Annotated in this window: 4 protein-coding genes; all 4 read right to left on the bottom strand. The window is 51.9% G+C overall.

The window, feature by feature from the left end:
• Positions 1 to 93 (bottom strand): 4Fe-4S binding protein (locus tag E0L13_RS07060; RefSeq protein WP_240924685.1); only part of this gene is annotated, 93 nt, incomplete at its 3' end.
• 35 nt (positions 94 to 128) lie between these two features.
• A complete protein-coding gene (locus tag E0L13_RS07055) occupies positions 129 to 806 on the bottom strand; it encodes a hypothetical protein (protein ID WP_168061325.1) in 678 nt (225 codons plus the stop codon).
• Positions 807 to 1,832: 1,026 nt separating this feature from the next.
• The gene (locus E0L13_RS07050) at positions 1,833 to 2,264 is read right to left on the bottom strand and encodes a YbjN domain-containing protein (protein ID WP_168061322.1); all 432 of its coding nucleotides are present in this window, start codon (positions 2,262 to 2,264) and stop codon (positions 1,833 to 1,835) included.
• Between the two features lie 87 nt (positions 2,265 to 2,351).
• The gene (locus E0L13_RS07045; RefSeq protein ID WP_168061320.1) at positions 2,352 to 19,382 is read right to left on the bottom strand and encodes a leukotoxin LktA family filamentous adhesin; all 17,031 of its coding nucleotides are present in this window, start codon (positions 19,380 to 19,382) and stop codon (positions 2,352 to 2,354) included.
• Positions 19,383 to 19,392: the final 10 nt, after the last annotated feature.

Raw genomic sequence — 19,392 nt, 5'->3', positions numbered from 1 at the left:
CGTGCCGTCTTCCAAGGCCAGAATCTGTTTGGGACATACGGTGATGCACAATCCGCATCCTTTACAACGCTCTTTTCTGAAAGTCAAATGCATTGCCATAGGTGTTACGTCTCCTTTCTTTGCGGGTGTCATTCCCAAGGTTTCTTCATGTACAACTGCATAGGGAATACAGGATATACTAAATCCGAAACCCGATCTGCCAAATGCAGGGGGACAGCATGGCAGACTACGGGGATTCCGGTTAATACCGATACTTCCTGGGCCATCTTCGCGCCGGCAACGACGTCTTCAACGTCGGTCAGCTGGCAGCAGTGCGTATTATTGACCAAGCCATCGATTTTCATTCCTGACGACTGTTCAATCGCCCGTACATATCGTTCGGCTTTTTCTGCCGTATCCGATAAGGGCCGATTGGCATTGACGACGCACAGCACGCGGGCTCCGCATCGCTGAAGATCATGACGATAGCGGGCCAGCACTCTGGCTCCCGACGGGTCGCCGCCAATATCTAAAATCCCATATAACTCAGGATTATCAAACAAGGCAAATACATCGGGCGGCATAGACGGCAAGTCAGCATCTACATGCATCTGCGAGCTGGCAATCAGCCGGCCGCCTCGTTCTTCTATCATATCCCGGCATTCGCGCGAGCGAAAATACGGGTCTACGACATCTAAATCAGCCAAGGCAAAGGGATGCCCCTTATCAGCCAAGGCCATTGCCATATTTACGGCAAATTCCGTTTTGCCGCTGCCAAAGTGCCCTACGATAACCGTAAGCCGAGCGGCATCTATCCAATTATCCATGGTGCAAACTCCTCATTTATTGGGGAATCCATAAAAATCCTTGAATCCGTTCCCTTATTCTGTCATGTTAAAAGAATTGGTTTTCTCATTCTTAAATATTGTTGTACATTTGCTTTAAGTGTACATTGTATAATGACCATTTGGTATTTATATTATACCTTAAATCGAAGACTTTCGCAAGATAGATTCAAGTAAAACGTTCATCTTATGCAAATTGAATCTGGCTATATTTCACTTATTGCATCGAAAACATAGCCTCTCTCATGCAAATCCTCTGTCTAAGTGAGAATAAAATCCTCTGGGAGTAAATCCCGATAGAGAAATATTATGTAAGTGATCATGTAACAGCCCAAAGGTATTACAAAAACTAAAAAAATCGATTACACACATAGCATAATAAGGAGAAATTTCAGCATTGACTATCTGCCGAGAACTTGGTATACTTAGCCTGTGAATTGAAGTTTGTGCAAAACAACACAGCGAGCCCCTTCAAGAGTGCCGTCTTGAAGGGGCTCTTGCGTTGTTTACGGCCAACGCCACGCCGAGGCTAGTTGCTTAATATTCGAAACAGCTCGTCTAGCCCTTTGCACAGGTAGTATGCAACTACGCTGGCCATGACGGCTTTTACGAATTGAAGTTTGCGCAAAAACAACACCTCCTTCCTGCTGCCAGGTTGGAAGTAAGCAACGGGCTTATTATATCACATGTACCTATTCAGAATACAGTACAAAACGTTGCTATAATTGCAACGGCCTCACACAATCGCTGCTCCAATATTCAGTTAGATAGACAACAGCTTGACGTGCCTTAATTACACGCTATTTAACAATTGCTCAAAACTTGATATGCCTACGATACCCATTACATAAACTGACTATCGGTTCAAAACACAACGAGCCCCGCAAGTTCCAAACAACCTTGCAGGGCTCTGCGCATTTCTTCAAAACGGTAACATATACGCAAAACGGGCTTGCCCGCGCGATTGCGCGAGACAGGCCCGTTTTTTATGCACTGCACTATTCTTTTTTACTGCCAAATAGCCTTCATCGTGTCCTTGTACGATTCGTTCAGGTGGTTGATGATGACGTTGAACATGGTGTAAATCATGTCGCCGTCGGCTTCCCCGTCCTTGAACAATACGCACGTATCCATGACGAGGTTGCCTTCGTCGTCGGCGTAGTATTTAAAGGATTTGTACTTCTTGTTGTAGCCGTTCATGAGCTCCAGCACGGCTTCCTTGTTGTCATCGCGCAGGGCTTTCGGCGCGACGAGAAGGCGGATCATGCAGTAAATGCTGCTGTCCAGGATAACCAGCGTCGGGAGCTGGTTGCCGCCGACGTCGATATGGGAGCGGAAGACGACGGTGTTCAGGGCGTCATCCTTGATTTCGTCGACCGTAAAGGCCGTAATCTGTTTTTCTTTCAAATAGTCTTGAAATAATTCTGCTTTTTTGTTCATGGGAATCCCATCCTTTCTCTTACAGCAGCTGGGAGCCCTATCATGCAGGGCCCCTGCTGCCATGTAGTTCATACAAACTGCCTTTCCTTATTCGACGATGACCTCGTCTTCTTCAGCGTTTTCTACGCTGTGACCGCTGCCGCTCGTCAGGCCGTACCGTTCGTGGTACGACAATTCAGGCGCATAGTACCGGTCGTAGAAGTTATAAAAATCTTTGTCAGTAAACAGGTTCATCCAATCGACCTGGCTGTACCGCTGATTGTATGCGTAATTGTGGTCAGCCAGATGGAGCAGGTTGCCGTTGCTGATCTGGACGGTTCCTTCCGGCGAGAAGAAGATATGCATCCACTTGTCGTTCAGCTCGTCGCTGTTCCACGCCGCGAGGTCGTCCTTCGGGCTGTTGATGCTCGTGTTGACCCAGTACGAGCTCGATACGCTGTCATCGTAGACCGGAGCCGAGCCGAAGACGTTCGTCGTCATGTCGTCGGTGCTGAAGGTGGCCTTATCCTGTACGTAAACCTTGTCCAGATGCAGCGCTCCCTCACTGACGTGGATATTGCCGGTATTCAGCCACAGATGGTCGAAACGCACGCCGCCGTTGGTCAGGATGTCGCCGATCACGAGGTTGTCAATCGGCTGGTCGTCCGCCGTGCCTTCCGGCGTAATGACCAGGAAGCCGTCGCCGTCTTCACGCTGCTTGATGCTGTCCAGATCCATGTTGGAGCCGGAAATCGCAATCTGCTGGGCCGCTTCGATGTTTTCCACATTCATGTCCTTGCCTTCGGACTTCACGAAAACAGCTACGAGGTTGCCGCTGACATTGACGAGATGGAGATTGCCGTCGGCTACGGAAACGCCGGCGTCCTGCTTCGCATACAGCTCGTACAAGTCGACGTCGCCGACGCCGTCGTGTTTAACCGTCACATTGCCTTCCTCGGCACGAATATTCGCCCAGTCTCCATCAGCACCTTTGCCATTCGTTTCTTTAATATCGCCTTTGCCGCCTTCGTTGATAGAAACGGTCACGTCGCCGTGATTCGACGTTACATCAATGACTTCATGGACGCCGTCCTGCGTACCTTCAAAGAGGATATTGCCGGAATTTACATTCAAATCAATGTTTTGCTCAGACTTCAGGTCATCGCGAAGCGTCATATTGCCTTCAGTCAGTACCTTAAAAATGATGTCCTCGCCGGCAGTTACTGCGCTGTTGGCCGTGATATTTCCGACGTTCGTCGTGAACAGCACGTCCTTATCGGCATTAAATACAGCCTCGCTTTCCGTCGTGATGTTACCCGTACCGGAAACGTTCGCCACGATGTTGCCGCCGCCTTCGCCATTCGAATTAGCCGTGACCGCGCCGTTGAAGGTAATGGAGCCGTCGCCGGTAACTTCTGCTTTCACGTCGCCGTCACTAGCCGTCGTCGTTCCTTCAAAGACAATATCGCCGTTCGCAGCCGTCGCTACGACTTCTTTTCCCGAAGCGATGTTGCCGTTGACAGTAATGTTGCCTGTGTCATCAACCGTAATCCCAGCCTGCAGCTCCGTATTGAGAGCCGACTGAATACTGCCGTTGACGAGCACCGTGCCGCTTTGCGTCTGGGCCAAGACCTTGCCAGTTTCAGCCGTTACCTTGCTTTCCAAGGTGTCTCCCAGAGTAATGCTGCCACTGCCTGTCTTTGCTGAGAAATTATTGCCAGCCGTCGCGCTGCCGGTTACGGTAATCGCGCCGCTGCCGCTTCCCAAATCAATGTCCGTTCCCGCAGCTACGTCGCCCTTGACTTCAATGTCGCCGGCAGTAGTATGGGCGTTCACAGATCCCGCCGTTGCGGTAACGTCGCCGCCAAGAGTAATCTTGCCGTCTACCGTATCCGCCTTGAATTGATTGCCAGCTGTTGCGATGCCGTTCACCGTAATGGCGCCGCTGCCGCTTTCCAGTAGGATGTCGGTCTTAGCAACAGCGCTGCCGTCTACAAGAATAGCGCCCTTATCTGTCTCTGCGTTGATATTGCCTTCTTCTGCCGACACGCTGCCGTCGAAGGTCACATCACCGCTGCCGGTCGCAGCTGTGACGTCGCCGCGTATGGCCGTGACGTCGCCGTCAAAGGAAATCGCGCCGCTGTTCGTCGTCGCTTCGACTTTACCGTTGTTAGCTGTTACCTTACCGGTAATGTCGATGGCGCCGCTGTCTGTCGAAGCGTAGAAGTTATCTCCCGCCGTCATCGCGCCGTCGATGTGGATAGCGCTTTGTTCGCTGCGGAAGCTGATGTCGGCGGTTTCTTCGCTGCCTTCGGACTTCTGCGTCGTCGCCGAGCCGGTCACGTCAAGCGCGCCGTTGGCACTGCCGTCATGATGGATATAGATGCTGCCGTCGTTGACAGTAATACCGGCAGCGGTATCACCATCCGTATCGCCGAACTGCACAGCGAAGCTGTCGGCGGCGCTGTGGATTTCCACATTGCCTGTCAGGCTGTCATTGGTCAAGCCTTTGACCGTAACGGACTTGATCTGATTGTTTTCACTCCGCAGGAGCTGGCTGCCCGTGCTGGACAGGTTGACGTGATTAGCCGTAAGGCCGCCTTTCGAAGCTGCCGACTGGGTGATGTTGCCGCCATTGGCTGTGACGTTGATAGAGGCTTTGCCTTTTGTCGTCGTGATGCTGCCGTCAGCCAAATCGACGTTGACGGCTGAAATAGAAGCGCCGCCGTTTGTCGTCGTGATGCTGCCCGTAAGCCTTTCGTCTTCTTCCGTACTTTCACGACCAAGACTGACATCGCTGACGCTGGTCAGGTCGAAGCTGCCTCCTTTGATATTGGCGATGACAAGACTACCGTCTATAGCACCAGTGCTGTTTTCGCCAGAAAGCCAGATTCCGCCAACCGCATCAGCATTGACTACAACGCCGTTATCTAAAATGCGGATAGCCGTTTCGTTAGAGCCGATACTTCCAGTTTCCGCTGTCATCTTAAGGATATTTCCTACGTTAATGCGACTTTGAACGGTTGTTCCTTCTGTGGTATACATCAAAATACTATCCCTAGCTATAAGGTTTGCATCTTTGCCCGCTACTACGTACCGGATGTTTAAATCGCCTTGCTGACGAATAGATACAGAACCTGCTGCATTCGCAGATAAAACGCCTGTAATAGCTGTATCCACGTAGGTATCCGTCGTACTGCCAATGTCGCCAGTGCCGCCGGCAATAGTTAAATCCTTGCCCGTAAGCGTACCCTTTACATTAACGCCAGCATCGCCTTGCAAACGAATATTTCCATCTGTCTTGACATCTGTAACATTCAGCTTCGTGCCTTGCACGCCAGCTACATATACATTATCTTTGCCAGTCACATTTACTATGCCGTCGTTTTCTTGTACTTTAACGGTAATAGCTTGCTGTTGACTAACTGTAATTTTATCTTCTCCCCACGTTATATCTCCGGCTTCTGCTCCTGCTAAAATTTGAAGTTTTTCAGGATCGTTTAATTCGTCAAATTCAATGTATTCCGCTTCAGCATCAATACCGATACCCTTTGAAGCCTCTAATGTAATATTGTTCGCCGTTACGTTGGGAATATCGACTACCTGTACATCTCCTTTCTCTGGATTAAGAACGCTTTCCTGAATCGCGTAGAGGAGCTGGTTTTTGCTCCATCCGTAGTTATCGCTCTTCGAGACTTCCGCATAACTCGTAATGAGATCCTGCTCTCCGTCACTGAACCCTTTATTTTCGAAGTACTTCGTCTTGGCATTCTGATACTGCTCATACGCGGCATTAATCTTCTCTTTGTTTCCGTCTGCTTCTGCAACCGCATTGAGATAGGTCTCTTTTGCCTGCTGTATGCCTTCGTCTTTATAGAAGGCATCTGCCGCGGCCCAGTAGCGTTCGACTTTTTCTTTATCGCCGCCTGCAAGCGAGTTAGCCCGATTCGTCAGAGCTTCTACGCGTTCAGCCTTAGCTTTATCAGCAGCATTTGTGCTCTCGTTTGCCTTGTCCTCCGCATCAATGAGGCCGCTTTCTAACCAGCGGTCAATCTTATCCTGCGCACTGCTGGACGAGCTGTTTTCCGACGGATGAGCGTCGACGAAGCTGCCGTTTGTTACCGTAAGCACGGCGTCGCCGTTCGTGCTCTCGATGGTACCAAGGCGCATATTACCGTCTGTCTGAGTGAGCACGATGTCGCCTGCGGCAGACGCGTTCACACTGGAAGCCATCGTGTCGGAGCTGTAAAGTTCGCTGCCGCCAAGGATTGTAAGAGCATTGTTCTTCGTACCGATAGATCCCATCTTACTGATGAGGTCGATGCGCTGGCCTTTTACAGCGTAGTCGCCCGTATGAGCGTCGAGGATACTGCCTGCCGCTTCAAGGTAGACATTGCCAGTTGCGGCACTCATGTCATCATCGCCACCAGTAATCATCTGTTGGATATTCAAATCGCCATGAGATGAAATGAACGAAATATCTCCGCTGTTGGTCGCTACGGCAACATTTGCGCTATCGCCAATAGCCGCATGGTTTACATTCACTCCAGTCTGGGCATGGATCCTAAGATCATCTGCATTGATGACGGCATCACCGACAGCAGAAACTTTACCACGCTGGCTCGTCAACGTAACAGAACCTATACCATTGTGCTTTGAATCGCTCGCAGAGCTAATATTGCCGTTAAGCAGCATGTCTTGATTACTTGTAATATTGATATCGCCATTGCTGCCATTCATAAACATGATGTCAACCGGCTTATCGGCCTTGATAGTATAGGTGCTGCTGGTCGATGCGCCCGTCGTCTCAGACCAAGTATAGTGGGCAACACCATAGCCTAAAATTGCTCCCAGCCATTCAGGCATGTCATCGCCGCCCCAGTCTTTATCGATATCCATATCGCTGACAGTCACATCTCCCGTGTCAAGGTAGTGATCTGTCGTGACGGAATATTCCGAATCGCCTTTGCTAACGCCGATGACAACGCCCGTATTTAACGGCGTATTACCGGAAATCGACGAGGACGACGTTTCGGTTTTACCACTTTGAATCTCTTGATTATTTAATACATCATCAGAAGTAGCGAATTTGATAAGACCCCATAAAGCGAAGTCTTTAGTATATTCATAGAATTTGACATCTTTATCTCCACTCGTCCCTCCTGTCCACTGAATGGATAAGTCGTCAGCAGGCTTATATTGCGTTTGATTTCCCGAAACAGTGCTTTTACTAGTGGTTTGTCCCTGTTCCGTTGTTAAGGGAGTTTCCGTAACGCTAATGCTGCCGCCGTTAACCCGATATTCTGTCAACAAGCCTTTTTGCGGATCGTTAATGCTGATAAGGCCTTCAATGTCGTTGTTGGTAATCGCATTAACCCGCAAATCCCGGTCAACGGCACTTGTATTGATCGTAATATCCGGAGTTCCGTCCATCGCTACGACGCGGCCATCGCCAGTACTAGTCACAATGCCGTTGATATAGATTTTTCCACCGCCAGGTTCGATACTTTCACTCAGCAATTCCTTGGTCGCCGGGTTGTAGTAAATTTTTACGGTGTAATCCCATACGCCCGTTTCTTCATTATAAGTAGCGCCTAGGTTATCCTTATTTTCGTTGACTATATTGATGCAGTAATTGTCATTTCCTAAGACATCTTCATTAGACAAGATCCCCTGCGCATCCTTATGTTGAGCATACTGCAAATCCAGTTCTTGTACTCGTTCTAAGGACTTATCATCTAGTTTAACTTTATATTGCTGATACCCGCTTTGTACTAGTCCATCAATATTGACATTCAAGCCGCTAATGTAGACGTTTTCTCCGCCTAAAATCCCACTGGATTCGTCAACAGTATAATTTTTAATATCATTGATTTCACTTTCTGTAAAACCTAATTCATCTGCATGAGCTAATAACTCATTCTTATAGTCTTGATAGTTCTTTATAGAAGCAAGCCACGATACGTTTTCTTCTGCAATAGCTTTATCAGATAAATACCGCTGAATTTTGTTGGCAATGGACTCGCTAAACTGATATTTTGTTACCGGGTCTTGTCCCACCAGAAGTAAGCCATCGCTGTTTTGTGAAACTGCTCCTCTTATTGCTTTTAAAGTAATGTTCCTCGCACTGATTTGCGCTTGTTTATCTACGATGATATTTCCATTAGCATTTTCTATATGGATATCCCCAGTCGAATTCTGTACCGTTCCAAAAACGCCAATGTGCGGAGCCGTGATATTATTCGTAGTAGTTCCTTTACTTTGGACAGTAATCGTCGGTACTTCCGCATTCGCAGTACTGCTGCTTACGCTTCCGCCAAACCCGTCAATTTTATTTTCTGTGACGGACACGTTGTTTACGTTGATGCTGCCGCCTTTATCCTTAATCACCAAGTCATTGACCATCAGATACATATTGCTGTCACTCGTGATGGTCAAATTGTTCGCGCCTTGTGCAGACAGTTTTCCCGTTCCAGTTACGGTATCAGCGTCAATGTTGATATTGCCGCCAGAAACTACGATATCCGGAAGGGATATAGCCGGAAGAGATATGGACTCTACGATAGATTCTACCTTATTTCCCTTGTCATCATACCCGGTAACGACAAAGCCGGCATCTTTCATTTCGTTGAACAGCCGTTCTTTTTCACTTGCCAATAACTTGTACTCCGGCGACTGCGCATCATACTGCCCTAATAACGTATTCAGTTCATCATACCGGCTTTGCAAACCATTTTTGATTTCTACTGCGCCGACTGTAACATCACTCGTGTCAAACCAATCCTGATCTTCTGGTCTGGTAATCTTTATCTCATCGTAAATCAAGGCCGATTCATCTTTTTTGTCTTCATCAACTTTAAAATTACCCGTAATGGTTAAATCAAGACTGTTATGAATACCAGAACGCACGGCGCCTTGATCCGTAATGTTGACAAAGTTATTCGTTGTTTCCGGCCTTTCACTCATATCGCCTATAGCGGTAGACGTAATCGAGCCAGACCCACTCTCGCCGGTGTAAATATTATATTCACGAGCCGATTCTGTAATTGTCGTCAGCCCTTTGCCTGCTTTCAGATTAGCATGGCGTACGCTTTCCACTGTACCGGCAACGGTCACCTGATTGTTTTGCGTCATGTTATTATGCACTGTAGGAACCGTGCAGATTGGAAGCATCGTCTTATTATACGCATCAGCAGTAATATTGTAATTCAGGGACGAAGAGATTCCATCGAGGTTTGCTCCGGCATACAGATTGACATCATTTGCACTTTGCATATATCCGCCGTTTACTGCAACGGAATTAGCGCGATTAAATTCGCTTGTATTTTCAGCCGAAGCCGCTCCTACTGCGCCGCCCTGCGTATCTGCCATAGTATCTAAAAAGACAATGGTATCGTCTGTTGCTGCTAACGTAATATTTTGGTCTTTCTTTTGAGTGAGTAAATTGGAATTCGTTACATTAACGCTATTGTTGTAATTAATAGCATGGTCGCTGAAAGCAAGGGCGACGGGAATGACGCCGGCCGATTTCAAGTTATTATTGGCGTGAATGTCTCCCGTCGTCGAGGCAAAGGCCGTAATGCTGCCTTCGTCGCCTGCGCCGGTAAGCGTGCTGTTCTTCATATCTACGCCAGCCGTAAAGTCGAGGTCGTCCTTATAATCGGTGGCGTTGACGTTGATGCCGCCGTAGCCGGAGCCGTCAATCTCACCGACGTAATCGACCTGGTTCTGCGCAACATAGCTCTGCGCGCCGTCTGTCGTGATGGTCGCGTTGTCGAGAGTCACGTTGGCCGAATTATTGATAATATTATTCAGCCACGTGCCACTGCCGCCGACAATTGCCGCACGGACAGCATCGGATTTGAGATCGACGTCCATACCGTTCAAGGCCTGAGCCGTAAAGCTGCCCGTCGTATTCCACGTGCCGCTGAGCGTCACATCTGTATCCGCCGTGTAGTTGTTTTCCACTTTAGCGGCATAGGGGCTAATGTCGATGAGCGCGCCGCCATAACCGTTTGCGTCGTTATCAATCTTAGCATAGCTGCTGCCTTTAATATCGACATTCCCCAACCGGCTCTGTTCATTGCCTTTCGCAGTGACCTGCGTGGAAAGATGCGCCGCTGTACTCGCCAGATTCGTGCCGGTCGCGATGCCGGTCGATGCGCTGATGCCTTTGGCCGCCGCTATCTGCGTGACCGTATTGAGACCGCTCACGTTCAGATCCGCAGCGCCGGAGTCACGGCCCTGGAAAACGCTTGCTCCGATATGGACATCCACATCGCTGTAAACTTCTGCGCCGCCGGTATTGACCTGCGCCGCGCCCGTTATCCCGGAGAACGGCGAAGCGCTGATGCTCAGTCCGTTCATATCGACGGTCTGTTTGATGTCTGCTTCTGCTTTCGCGGTCACCGCATCTGCAGTAAAGGTATTGGAATCGTCTACATTGACGATGGTCTTCAGATGATCTTCCTCATCAGATCCGCCTACGTTCGCTTCCGCCACGGTGATAGCCGCCGATGCAAACATACTGCCGCTGACTGCGCCCGTTTCCGCCGTAACGGACGGCGCATTTTTCGCATACAGACCGATCGTGTCACCTGCAGTGAAATGGCTGCCGCCGATTACTTCTGTACCCACAGTTCCCATTTCATTGGCAATGGCTGATACGCCAGCCCCTGCGAATATAAGTCCGCCGCTTCCAGCAATGGCTCTGACATGAAGACTATCTCCCTCTGCTTCGCGTTTTGCATTTACAGAGATAGTGTTACCTGCTGTAATATCAGTATGATTAACAGTAACTGTCGTCTCGCCGCTATTTGTTCCTTCCGCCACGATGACGCTGGCCGCTCCGCCGCCGGCCAGAGCTACGCCGATTGCTTCTACATCTGCCTGGCTCGTATCTTCTGCCGACACAGTAACGCCGCCCGTCGTCTCGATGGAACTGTTTCCGATGCCCACTCCGGACTTGCCGTCCGTGGAGATACTGCCGTACGCCGCGCCGATAGACGCAGCACCGCCCAGAGTGCCCTGATAGATATTCAGATCGGCTTTCCCGTTCACTGTCGCCTGCACGTCAAATTCCGCCGCACGAATCGCCGAAGATGTGACTTCTACGCCGCTGTTGCGGTGCACGCCGAGGATGCCCACGGTGCCGCTCACGCTGCCGGTCATACTAGCCGTTGCCTGGATGCCGTCCATTTTTACATTCGTCGTTTCTATCGCGTCAAGGTCAGCTCTGCCGCCTGCATCCAGCGTCGAGCCGTCCACTGTTACCTTGACCATCGATTCCTGCTCGCCGCCTTTTCCTGCCGTGACGTAGGTTGTGGATGCCGGATCTTCTTCGCTCACAGCGCCCAGCGTATAGGACGACTGAAGCCGGTTTCCGTTGATCGCATCATTGGCTTGGGCATAAATGCTGTCCATATCGACGCCGTCTTCTTTGGCGTTTCCGTCATCATCCGTCTGGAGATTGGAACCGTAAACGCTGTCCACGGCTTTGCCCACATTGGTAACCATGACGTTTGCACCGCCCGCAGCGCCACCGGCCTGCGCATTGACGGCAAGTTGATTTACAGTGCGCGTCTCATTTGCAGATATACCGATATCGCCGGAAGCATAGAGTTTCGCATTTTCCACATGGGTCTGCACCTGGCTATCGATCGTATTCACCGCGACGCCTACGCCCACGCCTGCCGCACCGACTCCGGCTGTTCCGGATTTATTAGTGAAATCGATCTCATTCTTCGCGCCGATGGTAATATTCTTCGCCGCGCCTTCGATCTTTTCTTTCTCTACAGAGGTCGTTTTCCCGTCGTCGCCCTGTACTTCTTCGGTATAGGTAACTTTCTTTCCGATGGAAGTATCTTCGACGATCGTATTCACTTTGCTGTTTACGTTGGACACGCCGATGGAGCCGGCCGCACCGACCACCGCGCCACCGCCGTTGTAAAGCTGATAATTTACCTTCGTATGATTGTTTGCCTTGATCGTGACCTCACCGTCCGCTCCGGTCATGGCGATTTCCGCATCGGTAGCTTCCGCCGAGGTCTCGCTGTTTTCATTGAGCACGCTCACGCCGATGCCCACGCCTGCTCCCGCGCCGCCTGCGCCGACGGCCACACCGAGCGTATTCATCTTCGCCGCGTGATCGGCCGTCACGTCAAGAGATGCGGCGGAGACTGCCGTGCCGTTGATCCGGGCGGCAGTCTTGCCTTCGAGAAGAGCCACGCTGGTCGCATTGGACACGCCTGCGCCGATACCGCCTACGCTGATGCCGGTGGTGAGCGAAGAGATGCCCTGCTTCGCTTCCGCGTCTACGGAAAGTGTATCTGCATTTACCGTATTTTTGGACGCATAGCGGCCGTTGTCGTCCGCGGCGCCCTTGCCGAGGATCTCCGCCGACACTTCGCGGGAAACCGTATTCGTATCACTGCCGAGGCCGACGGCCGCACCTATCCCGGTTCCGTTTACCGTGCCGACGATGCCCGCGCTGTTCGCATAGTCATGGGCCGTCACGTGAACGTCACCGGCAGACGCAGCATTTGTGTTGATATCCGCGCCGCGGATCGCGGCGGACGTGCTGCCGCCGATCATATTTACATTGACTGTTCCGTTCACGGCCGCGCCCTCTCCGGCCGCACCGCCGTTGACCAGGAAGGATTTGATAGTATGAGTAGACGAAGCCGACACGGCAACGCCGCTGTATTCGCTGTCTTTGCGCTCGTCTGCCAAAGAGGCCGTACCGTCAAACGCATCTTTATCAACGAACCCGTCGAGAATCTTATCATCGCCTACGCTGTCTTTGACTTTCTCCTTATCGCCTTTTCCCTCAGCGCTGACTTTCGTATCGTCTCCTTCGACGGACGCATGCGTCCCGCTCGTGATCTCATTGACGGAGACAGAGAGGCCGACTGCCGCGCCCTGTACGGCTACAGAAATACTGCCCGCGTAGTTGGCGATGCTCTCGTCGCTGGAAGCCGCGACGATGACATTGTTCGACGCTGCAATATCCGCGCCGCCGGCAATTACGGCTGTCGTCGTATTGCCTATCTGATTGACTGCGACGCTTCCCGTAACGCCCGCACCAGTGCCTGCCTGCACGCTGCCGCCGACGCCGATGGTCTCGATGTTCGCCTGATTCAGTGCGTCTACGCGCAGATCTTTCACATGCATCGTCCCGCCGGTAACAGCCGCTTTCACATCAGCTTCGCTTCGGTTCACAGCGACCCCTGCGCCGACTGCCGCGCCCGTACCGCCCGCATTGGCGGCGAGTACATCCGCCGTAGTCAGGATGGAATTATGGCTCTCTGCGTTTACGTCCACGTCTGCGCCGGCATCCGCTGCAGATGCCGCCTCACCGGTTTCTGCTTTGGAGGCGCTTGAAATCACGGTCCCATCCATAGACGCTTCCGTATTTTTATTGATAAGCGCCGTCGCCGCCGATCCCTGCACGGCCGCAAGGCCGCCGACGGTGATACCCACGCCGACTGCAGCCGTCGTCAGGGAAGAATTGTCCTTTGCCCCGACTTCGATCGCCGCGCCGTCTTCCGTGGTGATATCCGCGTGATTCACCTGTGCCGTATTCTGCTGTTTTTTCTCATCGCCTTTACCGCTGATATTGCCGATCTCGTTATAGGCGACTGCGCCGCCAACGGCAACAGTTTTGCTGACGCCTACACCGCCGGCTACAGCAAGTTCGCTGCTCTGATCGTCCGTCGTTACAGACAGGAAAGAAATATGATCGAGCTTTGCCCGCGTGCCGTCCGATGCCGCATCAATAACAGCTTCCGTATTGTTCCGCCCGATATTGATGGCGATCGTGCCGTTAGCCGCCAATTTATCCGTAGAAACGCCGACACCAGCACCGACGGCGTACAGTTTGCTGTTGTTTTTCCCTTCGACCGTAACAGATGCGCTGCCTTCGGCCGTTCCGTCTTCATTTTCGTAACGATCAATGGAGCCGCCTTTGACGTACGCACCGGTCGTATTTTCAATATTGTTGTAGGCCAGCGCCAGACCGACGGCATTCTTGCCAGCGCTGATCTGTCCGGCTACATTGACGCCAAGCGAACCAGTGAGCGCCTGAACGCTCGTCGTATCCGCATAGATATTCGCTTTTTCGATGGACGCAGTCGTGTCATTATCAATGGTCTGCCAGGTAAGGGAACCTACGCCAGTAATGTTTCCATTCGTCCCGGCACCGCCGGCTGCTACGCCCACGAGGAGAGTATCGCTTTTCGCATAGACGTCTACATCAGCAACGTCCGCACCGCTTTCCGTGCCGGAGGCAGTCACTTTTCCACCTGTAATATGGGCGTCGAAGTCGTTATTGATATCACTGATAGAAATCGCCGCTGCCCCCGCGCCGCCTTTGCTGTCCGTTGCCGCGCTGATGCCGAGGGCGCCAGTAACGATCGTATTGCCCGTCTTGCCCGGGTCCTCCAGATCATCCGCCGTATCCTTCACGTTGTTGATATAGCTCTGGCCGGTAGCGTCAAGTCCGCGGTCGGAAATATACGTGTCGTACTTTTTCTCGCCCAGATCCATGTCCTGCGCACGTACGCCCACGGTTTCCGCCATGACGTCCGCATCTTCAATCCCGGCAGTCACTGTGTTAGTGAGGCTGTTGTATGCCGCTACACCATTAAAGCCAATGCTCTGGCCTCCGCTGGTCGTAGTTGCGGAGACACCCGCCGCAACGCCCACCTGGGTGATATCGGTCAACGCGGATACGTCTACAGTGCCCATGTCATTATACGTGCCACCGCGGATGGCAGAGGTTACCGTATTCGTCAGGCTACTGTAACCGACAGTGCCGCCGATAGCCACGCCTTTGTCTCCGCCGACGACAAGGCTGGCATTGATCCCGCCCGTTACCTGGGTGTCGTTGTCATAGGCGCTGTTCGTGAGCTCGGTCTTCACGGAGCTGCCGTTTTCCTGATTAACCGTATTGTTTTCCATGACAGCTTCTATGGTATTCTTGCTGTCGTTCACGGAGACAGACGCCGCTCCATTATAGCTCTGACCGCCGCCCTGTCCCGCTTTCGCAGCAGAGAGACCGAGACCGGCCGCGACAAGGGCTCCGCCTTTCTTCGCCGTATTGACGATGGCGTCCGCCCCTTCAATCGTCGTGCCGCTGATGCGGGAAATGGCTGTCGTGTCGGTCAAATTCACAGCCACCGCGCCGGCAAGGCCTACGTTTTTATTATTCCAGTTCTGGTCGGTAACAGACTGCTTCCAAGTAATCGCCGCAGCGCCGCCCCACGCGCCGATAAAGCTGTCGTCTTCCGCGCCCACCTGGAGCGCTGTGCTGTCGCCAGATAGATTTACCTGCGCACCGTCCACGAGAGACGCTGTTTTCCCATCTACCAGATTCACGGAAGCGCTGCCTGCGCCGGCAATTGAAAGGGACGGCAGCTTCGCCCCCATCTTCCCATTAGTAGGCTGCATATCTGTCGGCAGCATCTCAGAATTATTCAACGCACCGGTCAGTTTATTATTGATTGCCGTATCCAGCTGATTAAATTTGTTAACGACTGTATTGGCTTTATTGTTAAAAAAGGTGCCGATCTTATCAGCAATCCCCGGCTCGTCGCTGTCATCCCCAGTCACTGCCGCACCGGCAATAGTGACCGTATTGATGACGCTGTCATTCAGCGAGGACACGTCCAGCAGACGGGCATTGATCCCGCCTTTCACTGTATTATCCGCACTGCCGAAGAGCGCGGCGGCCTCTTCCGTCGTGAGCCCTCTCCGGGCCAGCTCAAGAAGGCGTTTTTTCGTCTCATCGGTTCCGGCGGAGGCATCGGCGTCATTATCTGCGACAGCAGCAATGTTATCTACCGTGTAATCCGTGATCGCAATGGACGCACCGATGCCGGAGGTCTGGCCGAGAGCCCCGCCGCCGGCGATATTCGTAATGACCGTCGTATTGCCCGCGTCAATACGGACGCCGCCGTCATCTGTGCCTTCGGACTTGCCTGTGCCATTGGCCGTGAGCACGGCTTCGTCATCGATGGAGACGATGCTCGTGCTCTCCCCTTCCATGTAGTTGGCCATGCCGGAGAGCCCATTCGAGCCGCCCTTTCCTGCTCCGATGGCGATGCCCGTATGCATGACGTCGTTATCCGCTTTTACATTCACAGCCGCGCCGGTAATCTCCGCGCCTTCCGCTACGGTGACCAGACTGTTCGTCTGTCCAAAATGGATGCCTGCCGTGCCGCCAACCGCCGTTTCCGCGCCGCCATTCAGCCCGATTTTGCCGCTTATGGCTACGTCCTTCTGCGCAACGACCGCGTTTACATCGGCTTTCCCGGACGCGTTGATTTCCGCTTCGCGGCCAATCCGCACAGAGGCATTATTTTCGAGTCTGTTGATATTGACAGAGCCGGCCAAACCCAAGGATGCGTCCCCTTTGCCAGAGTTGTTGCTCGACGCCTGGAAATTGGCATAGTTCGCAGGATTCGCAAACGCCGCCGCCGCGCCAGCCACCGTCAGTGGACCAACAAAGATGTCTTTAATCTGAGCCGTCACCGAATCGTCGGAAACGTTCTGTGCCGCCGCAGCCAGCGCGAGCATGGCATCATTCCCTTCCTGGCTGTCTGCCCAGTTGGGATCTTTCGCCACATTATCTTTATATGTCTGCGCTTTCTTCGCCAATTCCTCTATTTTGGCCGTATATTCTGCATTGGAGGCATATGCCCCTTTCAGCTTCTCGCACATGAGAAGCAAATCGCCAATCATTCTGTCAATCCGACCGTAGCGGAATTCACTGTTAGCTTCCACCGTCACATTGGCACCCGAAAGGATAGCGTGTTTTCCGTCCGCCGCTTCTCCCCCTTCGATAGTCACGCCCGCTTCGTTACTGATGCTCGCGTCGAGCACCGCCGCGCTGACAAGCAAATTCGGATTATTTTCGTCTGTATGATTGTTCGTTGTGCCCAACGCCTTCATCTGCGTGTCTTCGACAATATTATTGGCGCGCACAGTAATATCGCCTTTTTTTCCTTCCGCATCCTGCGCGGTGATCTGCACGTCTTTGCCGATGGACACATGAGCGGCGTTCGATTCGTCCACCACAGCAACGCTGGCGCCTACGGAGAACATATCGCCAAGCTTATCCACGAAAGTCCCCACAGTATCTTCGGGGTTATAAAACTTCTCCTTAATCTTCTGCACTGCGCCTTTAATGGTCCCCATGGTCTGAGAACCAAGAACGGTATCGGTCGCTCCGGTCATCAACATGCCTGTGCCGATCGAATTATCCGCGGTCACCGTATTATTCGTGACAAGGTTGCCCGCCGTTACAGACACACTGTCCGCTTTAAGAGACGCATTCACTTTTACATCAGCGCTGCTCTCGTAATTCGTCACGTTGACCGCTGTCGCCGCAGCTGCCGCTTCTTTCCCCTTAACAAGCGCTTCCGTGTCGATGCTGTTCGTGCCAACAGCGGAAATAGCCAGATCTCCGCTGATTTCCGTCATTTTCGCCGTATCGGCAATCTCTACAGTGCTCGTATTTTTCCCATTGGCGATGGTAATCGCCGAATTGACCCGAGTGTTATCGTTTACATTGCCGCCGAGATAGGTCGTATTATCCGTAGAAACTGCTTCAAGGTGAGTATCCGCATTGGCGGAAATATTCGTATCTCCGGCGGCCTTAATCGTACCGGCAATGCGGACGTTCGCTTTATTTTCCGTATTGGCGTAAGCCGCTGCCACAGAGGGGATATTGCCGCTGTGCTTGAAATTCATCACTTTAATAGCAGTTGTAGACGAACCTGCCGCGGCTTTCACCCGGCTGTCCGCAGTGATATTGATAGATTTCTTCTCCGGCGTATCTTCCGTCGCCGCGATTTCCGAAGCCTTCGCCGTAAGGACAGCATCTTCCCCGATGTCCACGGAAGCTTCGCCGCCGAGTACGGCATAGGCTGCATCCATGTTGAGCGTAAACGCGCCAGCGGCCGCATTGATATTACCCAACGGTGCGTCAATGGGTCCGCCAGTGATGAAGCTATTCCGACTCTCCGCCGCGACGTTCACATGCTGAGCAGTCACGCTGCCGTTGATGGCGATATCGGCCTTCGTCTTGACGATCTGACCCCATACGTCCAGTTCGTCGGCGGTCTCGCCGCTTTCATCACTAAAATATTTTTCATAGGCTTCACCGCTCGACGCCGTAGCGGTGATGTCCGCGTCGCCTGCTGCGTCGATGGTACCGTTCATTGTTATGGACGCATGAACGAGATTGTTATCCGTTGTAGAGTTATCAAAATCCGTATCTTTCTCATTGCGTTCCGTCGCTACTGCCGCTAGCACGATGTCGCCGCTGCCCTCCATCTTCTCCAGTTTCAGGCTTTCAATGTCGGCTACTTCCAGCTGCTCGGCATTCAAATTGACAACATCACTAAAATCTAACATGCCGGTCTTCAGTACGGCTTCCGTATCCGGCACTGCCCCTTCTTTGCCGACGCGGATATGCGCCGCTTTCATCCCGATGCCGTTCGTCGTATGGATCTTCCCTTCAACGGTGATGGTGCCGCTCGCATTAACGGGAATCTGCATCGTAGAAATATTCTTCCACTGGGCGTCAAAGGCTTCTGCGTCAAATCCTTTCAGATCATCACCAAGAATGCCTTTCATATAGCTTTCCGTCGGCGTCATGACATACAAAGAGCCTGCATTGATGACGCCACTGCCTGTTACGGCCATGCCATCTTTACTCAGGAAGAACAGGTTGCCGCCGATTTTGCTGTCTTTGATAGCGTTGACCGTACCGGCTACGTTAATGCGGTCGTTAACGAAGTTGACTAAGTTATCTTTCCAAGCTCCGTCTTTTTCCTGGAAATACATATTAGCGATATCATTAGCCGTTACATCAAATTTATTAAAGCGATTAACAGCCGTATTACCTACTGTTTGGCCAGCATAGATATTGTGTACATTGCCATTGGTTTCAATTTTACCATTATCTGCCCGATCAAAAGTCGACGCCATGGCCGCAAAGGGATTGCCGATAAAGCTGAAGGCCGTGACGGCCGTCAGGACTTTTCTTGCCAAATCGAGGTCGTGTTTTTGCTGTTCTATTGTTTTCGTCTGGTTACGCTCTTGCTTGCGCGTAAATTGTCGTATGTATCTCATCGCAATGCCT

The sequence above is a fragment of the Megasphaera sp. SW808 genome, from assembly GCF_012027795.1.
Taxonomy (GTDB): domain Bacteria; phylum Bacillota; class Negativicutes; order Veillonellales; family Megasphaeraceae; genus Megasphaera; species Megasphaera stantonii.
This window is presented reverse-complemented; position numbering and strand designations above follow the sequence as displayed.

Coding starts and splice junctions, on each gene's coding strand:
- E0L13_RS07045 (WP_168061320.1), bottom strand. CDS start 19,382: ATGAGATACATACGACAATTTACGCGCAAGCAAGAGCGTAACCAGACG.
- E0L13_RS07055 (WP_168061325.1), bottom strand. CDS start 806: ATGGATAATTGGATAGATGCCGCTCGGCTTACGGTTATCGTAGGGCAC.
- E0L13_RS07050 (WP_168061322.1), bottom strand. CDS start 2,264: ATGAACAAAAAAGCAGAATTATTTCAAGACTATTTGAAAGAAAAACAG.